The sequence below is a fragment of the Bacillus sp. 220_BSPC genome (assembly GCF_001054655.1).
In the GTDB taxonomy this organism is placed as follows: domain Bacteria; phylum Bacillota; class Bacilli; order Bacillales; family DSM-1321; genus Peribacillus; species Peribacillus frigoritolerans.
In genome coordinates, this window is the sequence record NZ_JVPL01000297.1 from 1 (window position 1) to 17,626 (window position 17,626).

Below are 17,626 nucleotides of genomic sequence, written 5' to 3' on the forward strand. Positions count from 1 at the left end.
ACCAAACTAACATTTACGGGGTGTTTTTTATGGCTAATTTTTCTGCCGAAAAACTGGCTAGCCGAGACCCCGCAGCCGTTTACCTGCTAGGAGGCTTGGCAGACAGTCGGCGGAAAAAGGATCGGATAAATAACATATCACTTCTATTCTCTAATAAATGAGAACGAACAAACTTTTCCAATTCTGCTACTTTTCCGTTAAAAAGTCTTATATAAACTTTGATGGGAACTTAAAAGGAGGGATGACAGTGAAAGTAGCATTACGGACATTATTGGAGCGATCAGTGAAAAAGATGGGCAAAGGGATGAATCCTGTTGTGAAGGCAGCAGCATTGGAAATGGTGGAACGTGCTTATAATGAAGGAATCACGGTACAGATAAGTGCAGGTTACCGCTCTTTGGAAGAACAAGCCACCCTTTTTGGTCAAGGACGAGTTTACAGCTACAAAGGAAAAAACTATAGTAATCTAGCTAAACCGATTGTGACGAACGCTAAGCCAGGGCAATCCTATCATAATTATGGACTGGCTATTGACTTCTTCATTGTGAGTGATGATGGCAGGAGAGCGATATGGACAGTTAATTCAAAATGGCAGCGAGTGGCTGCCATAGGTAAGGGGTTAGGATTTAAATGGGGCGGGGATTGGAGTTCATTCAAGGATTACCCCCACTTGGAGATGACAGGCGGGTTATCTTATACACAGTTACAAGCTGGAAATGAACCCCGCCTACCCTTCAAATTAGAAAAAAGGGAAATGCAGAAAACCGGCAAAGGAGATAATCCTATCATTTCGATTCAACAAACGTTAAATGGCCGATATGAAACGAATATTGAGTGTGATGGGTTTTATGGCCCTAAAACTCGAACGGCCCTTATAATAGGTTTACAAATAGAATTGAATAAGCAATTCAATAAAAAGCTTGTTGTCGATGGAAAATGGGGGCCTAAAACGAAGAATGCCACCGTCACAATAAAAAAAGGAGCTAGCTGCAATATCACATGGATCCTGCAAGCAGCGTTATATATGGAAGGTTTTAACCCCGGTACTCTTGACGGAGAATTCGGGGGAAAAACCGAGGCGGCATTATTCAAATACCAGAAAGCAAGTAAGATTTCCGCTGATAAGCTTGCAGGCAAAGTAACATGGAATGAATTGTTTGCTTGATGGAAAATCCATACCGTTAGCGGAAAGTAAAGCTGTGCAGGAGCGCATCAACTACCTTTTCCTCATTACTTATACTTCCACTCAAATAGTAATGATGGATTGCAAAGTTCTTAATATTCCTTTGGAGTACGTACCTGTCGCTAATTTAGTATGAGCTTCCTTTGCTTCTTGGGTTGCATTCCCTACAAGGTAACCATGTTTAACACTTTTTAACATGAGCAGATCATTGCCGCTATCCCCGAAAGCAAAGGCATGCTCCCGATTCAGCCCGAATTTGTCTAGCATAAAACGGACAATCTCATTTTTTCCAGTGCCTAATGGAATGAAGTCTATATCATAACTATCTTCAGGATCGCCGGCAAGGGGATTGCAACGATTGATATTTACCCCTATCCCGTACTCTTTGGCCACCCTCTGGATGGTAGCTAAATTCTTCTTGTCGACGGATTCATGTTGTATTTGATAATAATAATTTCTTTTGTAGCGTGAACTTCCCATTTGAGTCTGAGGAATCAAGGGTATATTGCCGTTAAGTAGAACATTATAAATTTCATCGACTTTCCCCTTATTAAATTCTTCGATATTAATCTGCGAATGCCAATCAGGATCACTTTCCAAAAAGTTATTTTCCGAGAAATAGGTGATTTCGGTGCCTAAGTCGCTGGCAATAAAATGCGGGAAAAACCTGAATCCACCTTGTTCCATTTTATGTAATATTGATTCGATACTACTCCCAGTGACCCAGCCAAAGACAAGTCCTTCATCCATGCTTTTTGCTTCTAAGTAATTTTCAAGCTCATATACATCTTCCTGTCTCTCGTGACTCATGGAATGAGGATAATAGGTCTCATCGAAATCACAGAATACAATATATTTTGGGTCTTCAACCTTTGGCATTAACTGAAACCCGCCCTTTTTATTCAAAAACATAACAATCCCTCCATTCGCTAAAATATAACTTTTTAAAAATACAACTCAGAAAAATTTTGTTAATATATTAGGAACGGTTTAATCATAACTTCTGAAATCGATAACATGTCAACCACTTATTACAAGGATGGGATTAAATGACGAGAATTAGCGAGATAGCCAAGATATGTAATGTCTCTAAAACAACGGTATCCAGAGTCTTAAATAATCATCCATATGTATCGAAAGAAAAAAGGGAACAAATCTTAAAGGTCATGGAAGAGCTTGATTATGCACCAAGTTCACTAGCCCGGAATTTTAGGACAAATAAAACCCAAACCATTGCAATATCAGTCCCAAGTTTCGATCATCCATTCTTTGCCCAATTGGTTAAAGGAGTATCTCTAGCAGCATTGGAAAATGATTATAAGGTTCTTATTTTTCAAACCTTTTATGATGCGAAAAATGAATTGGATGTTATGGGGAAATTAAAGAATAGAGAAGTAGATGGGGTTATTTTAGGAGCGTTAGAAAATGAATGGAATGTAATCAAGCCTTATTTGAAATACGGCCCAATTTTACTGTGTAATGAATACCATCATTCCGCTTCTATACCGATTATCGGATATGACGAATTCGAAGCGACATACAAAGCTGTTAATCATTTAATAGAAAAAGACCATAGGAAAATAGGTTTTTGCTACGATACTTCTTATAGTCAGGCCCAGGGTCAAAGAAAAGAGGGGTTTTTAAAAGCTTTAGCGGATCATGATTTACTGCATAATGACGATTGGATATTTGGACATGGATTTAGTATTGAAGATGGATTCCGTATTTGTGATGAAATAGTAAAATTAAAAGAAAAACCTACTGCCTTATTTACTGGAAATGACCAGGTAGCAGCAGGAATTATTAAAAAGGCAACTGCGTTGGGCTACAAAATTCCGGAATGCCTAGCCATAGTTGGTTATGATAATCAATCTATTTGCCAAGTCACAACCCCTACCATAACCACAATCGATATACCGATTATGGAACTAGGGCAACGCACTGTAATAGAATTGATAAAATATTTAAATGAAGATTTGAAATTAAAGCGCGACATTATTAAATTGCCTACAGAACTTAAAATCAGAGAATCGACCTAACCTTCATAAAGATATAAAAGCTCCATATTCAGTTCATTATCCTTTCAGACAGACACTAAAGAAATTCTAAGGGATGCAATCGGCCCTGCCTCGGGAATAATTCTTCCTACCCCGGGAATAATCTGACCAACCCCCAGAATGATTCGACTTTCCCGGGAAATAATTCACCTAAACCCAACATAATTCGACTTACCACGGTATGATCCTACCTGTACACAAATCCGCTATTCATCTAAAGTATTCATCCTAGTTCCAGGCACCAATCATTGCATTTCATAAAGCTCCCTGGCGGGTATTCGAATTCACATTCGGAGATGAGATTGAAGCCGAGCTTGCGGCAAATTGCGTTAGATGCAGGATTAGTGATCGAAGGGAATGCGTGAATGTATTTGTAATTTCGTTCGGCTTTGATTTTCTCTATCACTGCCTTCACGGCATGAGATGCGATTCCTTTTCCTTGAAAGGAAGGGAGGACGCTCCAACCGATTTCGTAAACGAATTCATCGTTCCGCACTTTTTGCCAGTAGCCAACGGAACCGGCTGCCTTTGCCTCTGGAAACGGGATGATGCTAAACATGCATCCCTTATCACCAATCTGTAGATACCGCTGATGACGCTTCAGGATTTGTTCATTACTTTCTGGTCCGCCAAGATGTTCCATCATTTCTGGAGCATTTAGTTGAAATAGTAATGGAAGGTCTTTATCTTCCCACGGTTTAATTTCCAATCTAGTTTCCGAAATCCGACTCACCCCTGAATTTTATATTTTCTCTTATAATCTTCTTGGCTTAATGCGAGATTCCTTTATTTGACCTTATTATTCTATTACCTTTGTACTGAAGTTTGATTTAAATTAGAATAAAGAGATGAATGTTTCCCATTAAATGCTATAATTTACAGGTGATTCTATCAAATGACAGAGAACGGAGATGAAGAAATGAAATCTTCAGTAAATCAGTTTTCCACTCAATTTGAATGGATATTGAATGTGATCAATGTGGGTGTCCATATTGTGAATAAAGATGGGGATACGGTTTTTTACAATGAAATGATGGCGCATATCGACGGGCTGGATCGGGAGCAGGTGCTGGGGGAGAATATTTTTCAGCTTTATCCTTCATTGACTGATGAATCCAGTACGCTGCATGTAGCCTTGGAAAAAGGCAATGAAACGATTGAGTCCATTCAAACATATGTCAATTTAAAGGAGAAAAAAATAACGTCGATCAATAGTACGTATCCTTTGTATGAGGATGGTGAAATTATTGGGGCAGTGGAAATCGCAAAGGATATTACGAAGGTCATGAATATGTATGACCAAATTGTCGATTTGCGTTCCCAGCTGGCAGAGACGCATAGGAAAAATAAGTTTTCTGAAGGGACGGCGACCTATCATTTTAGTGATTTGATCGGCAATAGTCCTGCTTTTAAGCAAGCGATTTCCTTGGCGAAAAAAGCGGCCCGTACACATTCCCCAGTCATGATTTATGGACCAACAGGGACAGGGAAGGAACTGGTCGCGCAAAGTATACATAATGTAAGTGCTCAGCGAAATCAGCCTTTCATCGCGCAAAACTGTGCGGCCGTTCCAAAGGAATTGATGGAGGGGCTGCTGTTCGGCACGACGAAAGGGGCTTTTACCGGAGCGATGGATCGCATGGGCATTTTTGAGCAGGCAAATGGCGGTACTCTTTTCCTTGATGAGCTGAATAGCCTCGACCTCGGTCTGCAGGCAAAATTGCTGCGGGTGCTTCAGGAAGGTGAAGTGCGCCGTGTTGGAGGTTCGAAGGAGCAAAAGATTAATGTGAAGATCATTGCTGCGATGAACATTTCTCCGGAAGAGGCGTTGGAGCGGGGAATCATTCGTTCGGATTTGTTTTTTCGCCTCAATGTCGTAACGATCCAGATGCCTTCTCTTTCCGAGCGTAAAACGGATATTCCGGAAATCGTCAATCACTTTATTCAAAAATTCAACAAATCATTTTTTACGGAAGTGCGCGGGATCAGTCAAAAGGCGATGCAGCGGCTTCTTCAATATCCATGGCCCGGGAACATTCGTGAACTGGGGCATGCCATCGAGTTAACCTTTAACGTCATGGACGCTGGAGAAGATATGATTGATGAACATCATCTTCCTGCTTATCTTTTCCCTTCAGGAAATTATGCTGCAGCAAATGCGCAGAGCCAGCCTTCCCCATTGAAAAACAGGATTGATTTACCTGTCGTTCTTGAAGAAATGGAAAGGGAAATGATCATCAATATGTTCGAGAAATATAACGGGAATATCAGCAAAACGGCAGAAGCCCTCAATATTAAAAGGCAGGGACTGCAATATAAGTTAAACAAGTACGGCATTGAAAAAGTTTATACGGCAGGGTCGAAGGAAACCAAGTGAATTCAGTTTTTTTTGGAAACGCTGTCACTGTCATATCATGATGTAATCTAAAGAGACTTTCAGAATGTAGACAAGCTCGATGAAAATCGAGTTCGTCTACATTTTTTTTGCTTGTACAATTTGGACGTTGATTGGAACGTAGGGCACTCGCTTTCCGCGGGCGGTCCTCCCTCGGCGCACTTGCGCCTGTGGGGACTCCCTTGGACTCGCTATTCCCGCAGGAGTCTCGAACGCCCGCTCCAATCAACTATGTTTAAAAATTTGGATAGAACTCCTTTTGTCTACAAACTGGGGGGCTCTTGTGTAAAGAGAGCCTCTTTTTTTATTGCTTGGCGCAAAGAATCTGGCTGCAAAAAATTATGCATAATGAAAAATATCTTGCGATTTTAAGCTCGGTTTACCCCCTTTTGCTTATGATTTCCTTGTTATCAATGTTGGCATCATTCTTGCGAGAGTATATAGATAAGTTCTAATAATAAGGGGGCATTATTAATGAATTTGATGGGAATGGATGTAAAACATAAAGAATACCTAGGTGGACGCAGGCATTATAATGATATCGAATTGTGGAAGGATGTAACGGAAGAGCAGTGGAATGATTGGATCTGGCAATTGACCAATACGATTAAATCACTGGATGATCTGAAAAAGGTCGTCAACCTGACACCGGAAGAAGAGGAAGGAGTCCGGATTTCGACTCAAACGATTCCGTTGAACATTACGCCTTATTATGCTTCATTGATGAATCCCGATGATCCTCGCTGTCCGATTCGTTTACAGTCTGTACCGCTTTCGGCAGAAATGAACAAGACTAGATATGATTTGGAGGATCCGCTGCATGAGGATGAGGATTCCCCTGTTCCAGGATTGACGCATCGTTATCCGGATCGCGTTCTATTCCTTGTAACGAACCAATGTTCCATGTACTGCAGATATTGTACGCGACGCCGTTTTTCGGGTCAGGTTGGCATGGGTGTTCCCAAGAAGCAGCTTGACGGGGCGATTGAATATATCCGGAACACTCCCGAAGTGAGGGACGTCCTGATCTCTGGCGGTGACGGACTGTTGATCAATGATAAGATCCTTGAATACGTATTGAGTAACCTACGCGCCATCCCGCATGTGGAAATCATCCGGATCGGCACACGTGCACCGGTCGTTTTCCCGCAGAGGATTACAGAAAATTTATGTAATATTCTGAAAAAATACCATCCGGTTTGGCTGAATACGCATTTCAATCATTCACTTGAACTGACGGATGAAGCGAAAAAAGCATGTGATATGCTCTCGATGGCAGGGGTGCCGCTTGGTAATCAGGCAGTCATCCTCGCTGGTATCAACGATAGTGTCCATATCATGAAAAAGCTTATGCATGACTGTGTTAAAGCAAGGGTAAGACCTTATTACATTTATCAATGTGATCTATCTGAAGGGATTGGCCATTTCCGGGCGCCGGTTTCAAAAGGACTGGAAATCATTGAAGCGCTGCGCGGCCATACATCAGGATATGCAGTGCCAACCTTTGTGGTGGATGCTCCTGGCGGCGGCGGAAAGATTGCCTTGACTCCGAATTACCTCCTTTCGCAAAGTCCGGATAAAGTCGTTTTACGGAACTTTGAAGGAGTAATCACAAGCTATCCGGAGCCGAAGAACTATGTTGCCGGCAGTGCGGATGCTTACTTCGATGAAGTGTATGGTACTGCGGATAGGAAAGAAGCCGTCGGGATTTCCGCGCTCATGACGGATGAGAAATTCAACTTGGTGCCAGAGGGCCTTCGTCGTCTTGACAAGAGAAAAGCGTATGAAAGCACTGATGAACATGCTTCCTTGAAGGATCGCCGTGATAAACGGGATGAAATGAAGGAAAAATTAAGGTTGGCCCAAGAAAAAAAGAATGCCTTGGCCGCTAGCGGTTCGGTGAAATCTGATGGCAAGGAGGAATGAAGATGGACTGCTTATGGTGCAATACCCCAAACGTGGAAGAAAGCGAAAAGAAGGATTGTTACTGGATCATGCCTGACGGGAAACGCTCAATAAAAGTCCTTCAAGTTCCGGCCATAAACTGTCCTGAATGCGGAATCTATGTGTCTGATTCGATGAATCAAAAGGTTGATGAAGCCTTATCCATATATGATGTGAGTGAATATCCTGATGAGTTTACGTATGAACAGCTTCTTCAGGCACCTGTCAAAAAATTATTCAATTGGAAATAGAATGCCGGGAGAAGTGGATGATAGGCATCTCTTCTCCCGAATTCTTTAAATAAGGGGGATACATGATGCCTGTTCAAAAGCTGCCTTTTTTCACCCAAATGGAGACCGGGGATTGTTATACGATGGAGCTCTATCATGATCATGCCAATCAGCGCTTACGCATGGATGATTATCGGGGAAATATCAAAAAAGCGATCGATCGGGCCCTTGCCATCGCAAAGGAGCAGGGCTTTACAAAAGTGATACTTAAAGCAAGGAATGAAGATTTATCAGCGGCGTTGGGTCAAGGATTCATGCTGGAAGGAATATTAAGCAAGTATTTCAAAGGGAATGATGCCTATTGCATGGCCTTCTATTTAACGGATGAAAGGCGGACTAGCGACTTTTGGGTCAAGGAAGATATGGTCATCCAAGATGTAACCACAGTTCCTAGACCGATTGCATCCCAGCAAATCCCTGACGGTTATATCCTCCGGTCTGCTACGGAGAAAGATGCACAAGAGCTGGCGAAGCTATATGGTGCCATTTTTGAAACCTACCCTACACCGATGAATGATGAACGATATATCAAGAAAGTGATGGAGGAAGGGACAATCTTTAGTGTTATCGAATATGAAGGAACCATCGTGAGTGCTGCATCCGCTGAAGTGAATGAGATGTATCATAATGCTGAGATAACGGACTGTGCAACAATTCCCCAGCATCGAAAGCATGGTTTCATGAAGGTGCTCATCTCCGCATTGGAACAAGAATTGTACAGGAAAAACATTTATTGCTCTTATTCATTGGCCCGTTCATTGTCAATGGGCATGAACGCCGTCTTTCATCAGCTGGGATATGAATATGGCGGCAGATTAACGAAGAATTGCAATATTTGGGATAAGTATGAGGACATGAATATTTGGGGTAAAGATTTATCCCTCAAGTAGGAGGATTTTTCTATGGCTAAATACACAAGGGTTGATAAAGAAACATGCATTGCGTGCGGGGCGTGCGGTTCAACAGGTCCTGAGATTTATGACTATGACGATCAAGGGATCGCTTTCGTCATCCTGGACGATAATCAGGGAATTGCCGAAGTTCCTGAAATCCTGCATGATGACATGCAAGATGCCATGGAAGGCTGCCCTACGGAATCCATCCTGATTCAGGATGAGCCTTTTAGTCTTTTAAGAACGTAATAGATTAATAGATAATGTGTACGAATGTTAAAAGGAGAGATGAAATGGAACGAAATCATTTGATTAAGCCTACTTTAGATCAGGACTATCCCACTATCTCTCATGGGAATGGAATTTATCTTTATGATACAGATGGAAAACAGTATATAGACGGCTCATCAGGAGCGGTCACGGCAAGTATTGGACATGGTGTATTGGATATTGTCGAGGCCATGACGGAGCAGGCCCGCAAGGTTTCTTTTGCATATAGGTCTCATTTTACGAGCGGAGCCGCAGAGGCATTGGCCAAAAAGCTAAGTGAGCTGGCTCCAGGGGATTTGAATTGGTCATTTTTTGTGAATAGTGGATCGGAAGCGACCGAAACGGCAATGAAGATCGCGATTCAACATTGGCAAGAAAAAGGGTTTGAGCGAAAAAATCGCATAATCTCCAGGTGGACGAGTTATCACGGGATCACGATGGGCGCTTTATCGATGTCAGGCCATGTCCCAAGAAGAAAACGTTTTGTGCCGCTATTGGAGGATTTTCCTAGCATATCTGCTCCTTATTGCTATCGCTGTCCTCATAATAATGAAACTTCAGGATGCAAGCTTAAGTGTGCAGACGAACTGGAGACAGCCATTCAAAGGGTCGGCTCCGAGAATATCGCAGCCTTCATCGCAGAACCGATAATCGGGGCATCCGCTGGTGCTGTAACACCGCCGGATGGCTACTATCAAAGGATTAAGGAAATCTGCGAAACCTATGACATTCTTTTTATCGCCGATGAGGTAATGACGGGAATCGGCAGGACAGGAAAAATGTTCGCAATGGAACACTGGGGAGTCACCCCGGATATCATCGCATTGGGTAAAGGAATGAGCGCCGGGTATACTCCAATCGCAGCCACGATGATTACTGACCGTGTCATGGAGCCGATTTTAAAAGGCTCGAAATCTATCATGGCTGGACACACATATAGTGCAAACCCTCTATCGGCAGCCATTTCACTGGAAGTGCTTTCCTACATTGAGCGCAATGACCTGGTTCGGGCAGCGGAAGAGAAAGGTCAATATCTGTTTAAGAAGCTGCAAGGCTTGGCTGAGAAATTCGACATCATCGGTGATGTTAGAGGGAAAGGGCTTCTCCTTGGACTTGAGTTTGTCTCAGATCGGGTGTCAAAAACGCCATTCGACTTGCAAATCGGCCTGACTCCAAGGCTTGTCAACAAGGCTTTTGCGAAGGGGTTGATAATCTATCCTGCTGCAGGTGCGATTGAAGGAATCGCTGGTGATGCGGTTATCATATCGCCGCCATTAATCATTACGAATGAAGAAATCGATCGCCTCGTCAAGATACTGGAAGCTTCCCTCGAAGAGTTGCAGCAAGAATTGCACGCGGAAGGTTTGATTGAAGACATGCAGGCTATTTAGGAGGAACGGTATGAAGCAGGTCATTACGAAGAAAAACAAAATTGTGACCATGGAAGAAGCGCTGGAGCATATTTCCGATGGATGCACACTCATGTATGGCGGATTTGGCGGAGTGGGAACTCCTCCGACGCTTGTACAGGGTATCCTTGACAAGGGTGTTAAGGAATTGACCTTGATTGGCAATGATACTGGATTCCCTGATATCGGCATTGGCCGGCTTGTGACAGCTGAAAGGGCAAAGAAAGTGATCGCCTCGCATATCGGATCCAATCCTAATGCCGGCAAGCTCATGACTGAAGGTAAGCTGCAAGTCGAATTTTCACCGCAGGGTACATTAGCCGAACGGATTCGTGCCGGCGGTGTAGGCTTAGGCGGGATTTTTGTCGATGTCGGGATTGGTACGATAGCCGAAGAAGGCAAGGACAAGATTGTGATAGAAGGAAAAGAATATTTGGTGGAAACCGCTTTGACGGCAGAGGTCAGCATCGTCCATGCCAAAAAGGCCGATTCACTTGGGAATTTAGTGTACGACAAGACTGCATGTAATTTCAATCCGCTGGTAGCGATGGCAGGGGCCTTCACGATTGCGGAAGTGGAGGAAATCGTTCCTGCAGGCGAATTGGATCCGGAATGTATTGCCACACCAGGCATTTATGTAGATATGGTGATTCCGACAAAAGGGGTGAATTGGAAATGGGCATGGCAGTAGATGTACGAAATCGCATCGCGAAACGCGCCGCCAAGGAAATCCATGACGGATTGATCGTCAATTTAGGCATCGGCATCCCTACCTTGGTGGCAGATCATATTCCTCAAGATATCCATGTGCTGTTCCATGCGGAAAATGGAGTTCTCGGTACGGGTCCAAGTCCTGATCCCGGAAAAGAAGATCCTGCCCTCTGTAATGCGGGAGGTTTCCCGATCACCACTGTAATGGGAGCTTCTTACTTTGACAGTGCAACGGCATTTGGGATGATCAGGAAAGGATACATCGACATCACCATCCTTGGGGCCCTGGAAGTCAGTGAAAAAGGGGATTTGGCGAATTGGATCGTCCCAGGAAAGCGGGTGCCGGGTATGGGCGGGGCAATGGAGCTTGCCCAGAAAGCCAAAAAGGTGATCGTCCTGATGAATCACGTGAATAAGCAGGGTGAATCTAAGATCTTGAAGACATGTACGCTGCCATTGACGGCAAGAAAGAGTGTGGATTTAATCATTACGGATATGGCTGTCATGGAAGTTACAGAAGAGGGATTGGTGCTTAAGGAAGTCATGGCGCCATATACCGTGGATGATGTGATAAGGAATACAGAGGCATCATTGAAAATCCATGCTGCCGTCAACACCATTGAATAGGTAAGAGGAGGAAAAAAGCTTGAATGAGGTTGTCATCGTTGCTGGGGCGCGAACTGCAGTTGGATCCTTTGGAAAATCACTCAGGAATGTTAAAGCTACCGAATTGGGCCGTCAAGTATTGGAAGGTTTAATGGAGAATTCCGGTTTGGGTAAAGAAAAAGTCAATGAAGTGATTTTCGGACACGGCTATGTCCACGGAGGCGGACTTAACTCGGCACGAATTTCGTCGCAGCTGGCATGTTTCCCACACAGTGTCCCAGGACACGTTGTAATCAAAGCATGTGGATCAGGTTTAAAGGCCATTACCAACGCCGCTTTAACTATCGCTGCTGGTCAAGAAGACGTCATTATTGCCGGCGGAGTGGAGAGCATGAGCAATGTGCCTTATATCGTGAAAAATAGATGGGGCGGTAAATTTGGAAACTTAACGATGGAGGATGCTCTGCTGGCAGATGGATTAATATGTTCCTTGGAAAATGATCATATGGGAATCACTGCCGAGCGCTTGGCTGAAAAATATGGTATCCGTCGTGAAGAACAGGATCAATTTGCTTATCAAAGCCACAAGAAGGCTTGGAAAGCTATAGAAGAGGGTCGCTTTAATAGAGAAATTATTTCGCTTAAAATCAAGGATCGAAAAGGGTTTCAAATCTTCAACCATGACGAAGGGGTACGCGAGGACATTCATCTAGATCAACTAGCCAATCTTCAGGCAGTATTCAAAAATGAAGGAACCATTACGGCAGGAAATGCCTGTCCTATGAATGATGGGGCTGCAGCTGTACTTTTAATGTCCAAGCAGCAAGCAGAAGAAAAGGGATTAAAACCGCTCTTGAAAATAAAGGCTTTTGCCAGTGCGGGAGTTGAACCTGGAGTTATGGGGATTGGACCAGTACCCGCTACTCGAAAGGCATTGGAAAAAGCAGGTCTATCGTTAGGGGAAATCGGACTGATTGAACTTAATGAAGCATTTGCTGCCCAAGCACTTGCAGTGATCAAGGAGTTAGATTTGAATCCGGATATTGTCAATGTCAATGGGGGGGCAATTGCACTTGGTCACCCTGTAGGAGCAACAGGTGCAAAATTGACAGTCACACTGATGCATGAAATGTTGCGTTCACAAGTTAAGTACGGAATGGTAACGTTGTGTATGGCAGGCGGAATGGGACTTTCAGTAATCTATGAGAATATGTGTAATTAAGGAGGATAATCGTGCCGGATATACAAAAACGGATAAACCAATGGATCAAGGATCATCGGGAAGAAGGAACGAACCTATTGCAAAAAATGGTACAAGCCCCGAGTACACAAGGAAATGAAGCGGGGGCACAGGCCATCGTCGCCCAAAAGCTGCAGGAAATGGGTTTGCAGATCGATAGTTGGGAACCAGACGGCAGCGAGCTGAAAAAGCATTCTTATTTCTATTCTCCGCGCAGTGAATTTTCCAACAGCCCCAATGTGGTGGGTATCATGAAAGGGACTGGGGGCGGACGTTCCATCATCTTGAACGGACACATCGATGTCGTTCCGGACGGAGACCGAGATCAGTGGGACGACGACCCATATAGCGGAGCGATTAAGAATGGAAGAATGTTTGGACGCGGCGTAACCGATATGAAGGGTGGAAATGTATCGCTGATCCTGGCGATGCAGGCTTTGAAGGAAAATGGCATCCAATTAAAAGGAGATGTCATATTTCAAAGTGTAATTGAAGAAGAAAGCGGCGGTGCCGGAACATTAGCGGCTGTCCTTAGAGGGTATAAAGCCGATGCCGCCTTGATTCCTGAACCGACGAATATGAGGATCTTCCCGAAACAGCAGGGTTCGATGTGGTTCCGAATCCATGTTAAAGGCCGGTCAGCCCATGGAGGAACAAGGTATGAAGGCGTTAGTGCGATTGAAAAAAGCATGACTGTCATCAATCATATTCGTGCCTTGGAAGAAAAGCGAAATGCACGTATCAGTGATCCGCTATATCAGAATACGCCCATTCCGATTCCAATCAATCTAGGTGTCATTGAAGGCGGTAATTGGCCGTCATCCGTTCCCGACCTTGTGAAAGTCGAAGGAAGGATGGGGGTTGCGCCGGAAGAAACGATGGAGCAGGCGAAAGACGAAATGGCTGCCTGGTTATTGAAGCTCGGGGAAGCGGACCAATGGTTCAAGGAAAACCCGCCCGTATTGGAGTGGTTCGGGGCACGCTGGGTTCCAGGGTCAATTGATGTCGAGCACGAACTGATGAATGCACTTGTTCATCAATATCGGCAAATTGCCGGACAGGACCCGGTCATTGAAGCCTCCCCATGGGGAACGGATGGGGGATTGCTGACACATGTCGGTGAAACGCCAGCTATCGTTTTCGGACCAGGAGTAACCGAGGTTGCCCACTATCCAAATGAATACATCCTGCTTGACAACGTGTTCTCCACAGCCGAAATCATTGCGCTTACTCTAATTCAATGGTGTGGAATGGAGACTGAGCAGGATGGGGTCACCCAATCCGGGACTAGGGAGACGATACTAGGAAATGGCAATTAAACTGGATGGCATCCCAGCAAGTGAAGCGAACGATTAAGTCTTTCACAAAGCGGTTGTTAAAAAACTCTTTTATTCTTGAACTTTTAACTTTAAAAGAAAATGAGGTAGGAACCTTATGGACATGAATCTCATTGATAATGAAGAACCGACAGTTAAAAGGAATCCCATTGATAATCAAGAACCGACAGTTAAAAGGCAACTGAAAGCAAGACATATGACCATGATTGCCATTGGCGGTTCAATAGGAACCGGATTATTCCTGGCGAGCGGGGCAACCATCCAGAGCGCAGGGCCCGGCGGTGCCCTCGCTGCCTATGCCTGCATTGGGATCATGGTTTATTTCCTGATGACGAGCTTAGGGGAAATGGCGACATATATGCCTGTGTCGGGATCCTTTTCCACCTATGCCACACGCTTTGTTGATCCCGCATTCGGCTTTGCACTTGGCTGGAATTATTGGTTTAACTGGGCAGTCACCCTTGCCGTGGAAATAGCTGCAGCAGCCATCATCATGAAATTCTGGCTACCTGATGTACCCAGCCTGATATGGAGTGCCTTATTTCTTGGAATCGTCTTCACCCTCAACGCCCTATCCATTAAAAGCTATGGTGAATCTGAATATTGGTTTGCACTAATAAAAGTCATTGCCATCATTTGCTTCATCATTATTGGTTTATTGACCATATTGGGGATTTTTGGCGGAAAGGTGATCGGATTTGAAAACTTCACCATGGATGAGGCACCATTCAAGGGAGGATTCTTATCGATTATCTCAATCTTTCTTATCGCGGGATTTTCTTTTCAAGGCACAGAACTGGTTGGTATTGCTGCCGGGGAAAGTGAAGAACCCGAAAAAAATGTTCCGAATGCAATCCGCCAAGTATTTTGGCGCATCCTATTATTTTACATCGGGGCCATCCTGATACTTGGTCTCTTAATACCGTATACGAGTCCAAGCTTGTTGAACGGAAATGTCGAAAACATTTCTGTAAGCCCTTTCACGCTTGTCTTTGAACGGGCAGGGCTGGCATTCGCTGCATCCGTCATGAATGCAGTCGTGTTAACCTCCTTACTGTCCGCCGGGAACTCGGGGCTATATGCATCAACGCGGATGTTATGGTCGATGGCAAAAGATCATCAAGCTCCCAAATTCCTGGCCAAAGTCAACCGCAGGGGGATCCCGATGAATGCCTTGATCATGACATCCTTAATTGGAGGATTCGCCTTCTTGACCTCCATTTTCGGGGACCATGTATTTACATGGCTATTGAACGCATCCGGGCTGACTGGCTTCATCGCCTGGATTGGAATCGCCATAAGCCATTATCGCTTTAGACGTGCCTATGTTGCACAGGGTGGTGACCTAAACGAACTGAAATATAAAGCAAAATGGTTTCCATTCGGTCCGATTCTTTCATTCACCCTGTGCATGCTCGTCATAGCAGGACAGAACTATGGCGCATTCCTAAGCGGCAGCATCGACTGGTATGGCGTCGCCGTCTCCTATATCGGATTACCGATATTCCTGGCAGTCTGGTTAGGATACAAGATTTATCACAAGACCAAATTAATAGCATTAAAAGATTGTCAATTCGATAAATCAGATGTGGCTTGATACCAATGGAAAAAACCTGAGCTCCCCTTTGGGGACTCAGGTTTTTTTATGAAGATTTGTATCGAAATCGGAATATATCTCCGAAAATAGGATTATATCTGCGGAAAACCAATTATATCTGCGAAAAACGGAATATATCTTCGAAAATAGAAACATATCTTCGAAAATCGGAATATATCTGCGGAAATCGAATTATATCTGCGAAACGGCATTTATTTCATCTTAAATCATTTTTTAAAGCTGAATAATTGGGGAAGTGGTGCAATATTATTCTATGTACGATTATACTGTGGATGAAAGGAAACTGATGATGAAAGAGGCGTTTCGCGGTTCTGGAATTGGAGTCATTTTCATGGCGGTCTTCGGAACACTGTGGGCGGGTACCGGTGTAATGGGATTGCAGGGGTGGGGGTTTCCCTACGTGGAACTCGCAGCCATATTCGTGGGAATCATCATGGTTATCGTTGGCATTTCATTAATACATGCATCACAAAAAATGTCCAATCAAGTTTCAGATGATGGGGCAAGACGTCTTAAGCGTATCGGATTTTTGTTTAATATGGTCTTCATTGCCGAAGGTTTACTGATTGGGATTGCCATTGCCATCTGTAACTTGATCAATCAGACCGATCTTATACCGGGAGTCATCGCCATTATTGTAGGGATTCATTTTTTACCATTGGCGTCACTTTTCCAAATCAAGGTTTATTATGCAACAGGTGTGCTTCTCTGTTTATTGGCGCTTATTACATGGCTGATAGTGCCAGATACCGTCATGGTTGGGGAGCATCAAATCCTTGCACCGTTATCATTGCTCGGCTTTGGATGCGCGCTAATACTCTGGACCACTGGACTTACGCTATGGCTTGGAATAAAGAATTCAAGCCGAAGGATAACCGATGAAGAATGAATCAATGAAAAAACCCGTCATGGTGAACGGGTTTTTTTCATTTAATTTTTCATCCAGGTCAAGAGCCTGACAATTTGAAATGGTTCATTCCAAACGAGAATGAAACTAAAAAGAAAGAATGCAGCCACAGCCAAAAATTTCGACATTCCTCTTTCATTTTTATACATGGCCCCTAAGCTGCATAACAAACCAATTAGCAACGCACCGAATCCTGAAATCATAAGCAGCTCGGACGCTTTTGAAAAAGCTAGGGAACAGGAAAATGATAGGATACCAATCACTGCAAATACGATTGACCAATTGCTTAAACGTTTCATAGAGACTCCTTTTTTACTAATTATACCAATTTGGTGTTGGTGATGAAATGAAAAAAATTGAGGTTGTCACTTATGGGAATATATTGTAATATATATAACAATATAAAATTTTAGAAGCATTGATAAGGACATGAATCATTTTTACGGTCTGCAGAGAGGGAAGGGCAGCTGCGAACTTCCTGGCTTAGGAAACTGATTTACCGCCTTTGAGCCATATCGGTGAACAAGAGTAACTGATATCGTCTAAGCTGCGTTACAGCTCCAGAGCCATGAGTGTTTTTTGCTTATGGGAAATTGGGTGGAATCACGGGTAAACGCACTCGTCCCTTACATAGGGATGGGTGCGTTTTTTATTATTATAATTATTGCCATGATAAGGACATGAATCATTTTTACGGTCTGCAGAGAGGGAAGGGTAGCTGCGAACTTCCTGGCTTAGGAAACTGATTTACCGCCTTTGAGCTATA

The 17,626-nt window shown here is 43.8% G+C and carries 17 protein-coding genes and 1 other annotated feature; of the genes, 14 read left to right on the plus strand and 3 right to left on the minus strand.

Annotation, left to right across the window (positions count from 1 at the left end; all coding sequences use genetic code 11):
- Nucleotides 1-247: 247 nt before the first annotated feature.
- Nucleotides 248-1,165, plus strand: a complete 918-nt coding sequence (locus ADA55_RS27830; protein WP_053087461.1) for a M15 family metallopeptidase — start codon at nt 248-250, stop codon at nt 1,163-1,165.
- An 81-nt stretch (nt 1,166-1,246) separates the two neighbouring features.
- Here the strand turns inward: ADA55_RS27830 and ADA55_RS24655 are convergent, their stop codons facing one another.
- Nucleotides 1,247-2,095, minus strand: coding sequence for an HAD-IIB family hydrolase (locus ADA55_RS24655; protein WP_048688585.1), 849 nt, complete (start codon nt 2,093-2,095; stop codon nt 1,247-1,249).
- A 137-nt stretch (nt 2,096-2,232) separates the two neighbouring features.
- Here ADA55_RS24655 and ADA55_RS24660 point away from each other — a divergent pair, with 137 nt between their 5' ends.
- The gene (locus tag ADA55_RS24660) at nt 2,233-3,222 is read left to right on the plus strand and encodes a LacI family DNA-binding transcriptional regulator (protein ID WP_048688588.1); all 990 of its coding nucleotides are present in this window, start codon (nt 2,233-2,235) and stop codon (nt 3,220-3,222) included.
- A gap of 241 nt (nt 3,223-3,463) precedes the next feature.
- Here ADA55_RS24660 and ADA55_RS24665 read toward each other — a convergent pair whose 3' ends face one another.
- Entirely contained in the window at nt 3,464-3,949 is a 486-nt protein-coding gene (locus ADA55_RS24665; protein WP_207117981.1) for a GNAT family N-acetyltransferase, read from the minus strand.
- Nucleotides 3,950-4,135: 186 nt separating this feature from the next.
- Between ADA55_RS24665 and ADA55_RS24670 the strand changes: the two genes are divergently transcribed.
- The 12 genes from ADA55_RS24670 to ADA55_RS24725 all read left to right on the plus strand — a co-directional run bounded on the left by ADA55_RS24670 (nt 4,136) and on the right by ADA55_RS24725 (nt 16,842).
- Complete coding sequence (locus ADA55_RS24670; RefSeq protein WP_226990542.1) at nt 4,136-5,617, plus strand: sigma-54 interaction domain-containing protein; 1,482 nt, start codon at nt 4,136-4,138, stop codon at nt 5,615-5,617.
- Between the two features lie 507 nt (nt 5,618-6,124).
- Entirely contained in the window at nt 6,125-7,561 is a 1,437-nt protein-coding gene (gene ablA, locus ADA55_RS24675; protein ID WP_048688615.1) for a lysine 2,3-aminomutase, read from the plus strand.
- 2 nt (nt 7,562-7,563) lie between these two features.
- Complete coding sequence (locus ADA55_RS24680) at nt 7,564-7,830, plus strand: YokU family protein (RefSeq protein WP_048688594.1); 267 nt, start codon at nt 7,564-7,566, stop codon at nt 7,828-7,830.
- Between the two features lie 65 nt (nt 7,831-7,895).
- On the plus strand, nt 7,896-8,759 hold the full coding sequence (ablB, locus tag ADA55_RS24685) for a putative beta-lysine N-acetyltransferase (protein ID WP_082162911.1): 864 nt from the start codon (nt 7,896-7,898) through the stop codon (nt 8,757-8,759).
- Between the two features lie 12 nt (nt 8,760-8,771).
- Nucleotides 8,772-9,011 carry a ferredoxin gene (locus ADA55_RS24690; protein WP_048688596.1) on the plus strand — a complete coding sequence of 80 codons (240 nt, stop codon included), beginning with the start codon at nt 8,772-8,774 and terminating at the stop codon, nt 9,009-9,011.
- 44 nt (nt 9,012-9,055) lie between these two features.
- Entirely contained in the window at nt 9,056-10,423 is a 1,368-nt protein-coding gene (locus ADA55_RS24695) for an aspartate aminotransferase family protein (protein ID WP_048688598.1), read from the plus strand.
- Nucleotides 10,424-10,433: 10 nt separating this feature from the next.
- The gene (locus ADA55_RS24700) at nt 10,434-11,132 is read left to right on the plus strand and encodes a CoA transferase subunit A (protein ID WP_034309697.1); all 699 of its coding nucleotides are present in this window, start codon (nt 10,434-10,436) and stop codon (nt 11,130-11,132) included.
- The gene (locus ADA55_RS24705; RefSeq protein ID WP_048688600.1) at nt 11,117-11,779 is read left to right on the plus strand and encodes a 3-oxoacid CoA-transferase subunit B; all 663 of its coding nucleotides are present in this window, start codon (nt 11,117-11,119) and stop codon (nt 11,777-11,779) included. Before ADA55_RS24700 ends, ADA55_RS24705 begins: the two co-directional genes overlap by 16 nt.
- 19 nt (nt 11,780-11,798) lie before the next feature.
- The gene (locus ADA55_RS24710; protein ID WP_048688603.1) at nt 11,799-12,980 is read left to right on the plus strand and encodes a thiolase family protein; all 1,182 of its coding nucleotides are present in this window, start codon (nt 11,799-11,801) and stop codon (nt 12,978-12,980) included.
- An 11-nt stretch (nt 12,981-12,991) separates the two neighbouring features.
- Nucleotides 12,992-14,317: a peptidase gene (locus ADA55_RS24715; protein ID WP_048688605.1), complete on the plus strand. Its 1,326-nt coding sequence runs from the start codon at nt 12,992-12,994 to the stop codon at nt 14,315-14,317.
- 121 nt (nt 14,318-14,438) lie between these two features.
- Nucleotides 14,439-15,932 (plus strand): amino acid permease, encoded by a 1,494-nt coding sequence (locus tag ADA55_RS24720; RefSeq protein ID WP_082162912.1) that lies wholly within the window; start codon nt 14,439-14,441, stop codon nt 15,930-15,932.
- 274 nt (nt 15,933-16,206) lie between these two features.
- Nucleotides 16,207-16,842, plus strand: a complete 636-nt coding sequence (locus ADA55_RS24725; RefSeq protein WP_226990543.1) for a DUF7010 family protein — start codon at nt 16,207-16,209, stop codon at nt 16,840-16,842.
- Nucleotides 16,843-16,883: 41 nt separating this feature from the next.
- Here the strand turns inward: ADA55_RS24725 and ADA55_RS24730 are convergent, their stop codons facing one another.
- The gene (locus tag ADA55_RS24730; RefSeq protein WP_048688608.1) at nt 16,884-17,159 is read right to left on the minus strand and encodes a hypothetical protein; all 276 of its coding nucleotides are present in this window, start codon (nt 17,157-17,159) and stop codon (nt 16,884-16,886) included.
- A gap of 110 nt (nt 17,160-17,269) precedes the next feature.
- Nucleotides 17,270-17,490: a binding site (T-box leader), on the plus strand.
- The last annotated feature ends 136 nt before the right edge of the window (nt 17,491-17,626 follow it).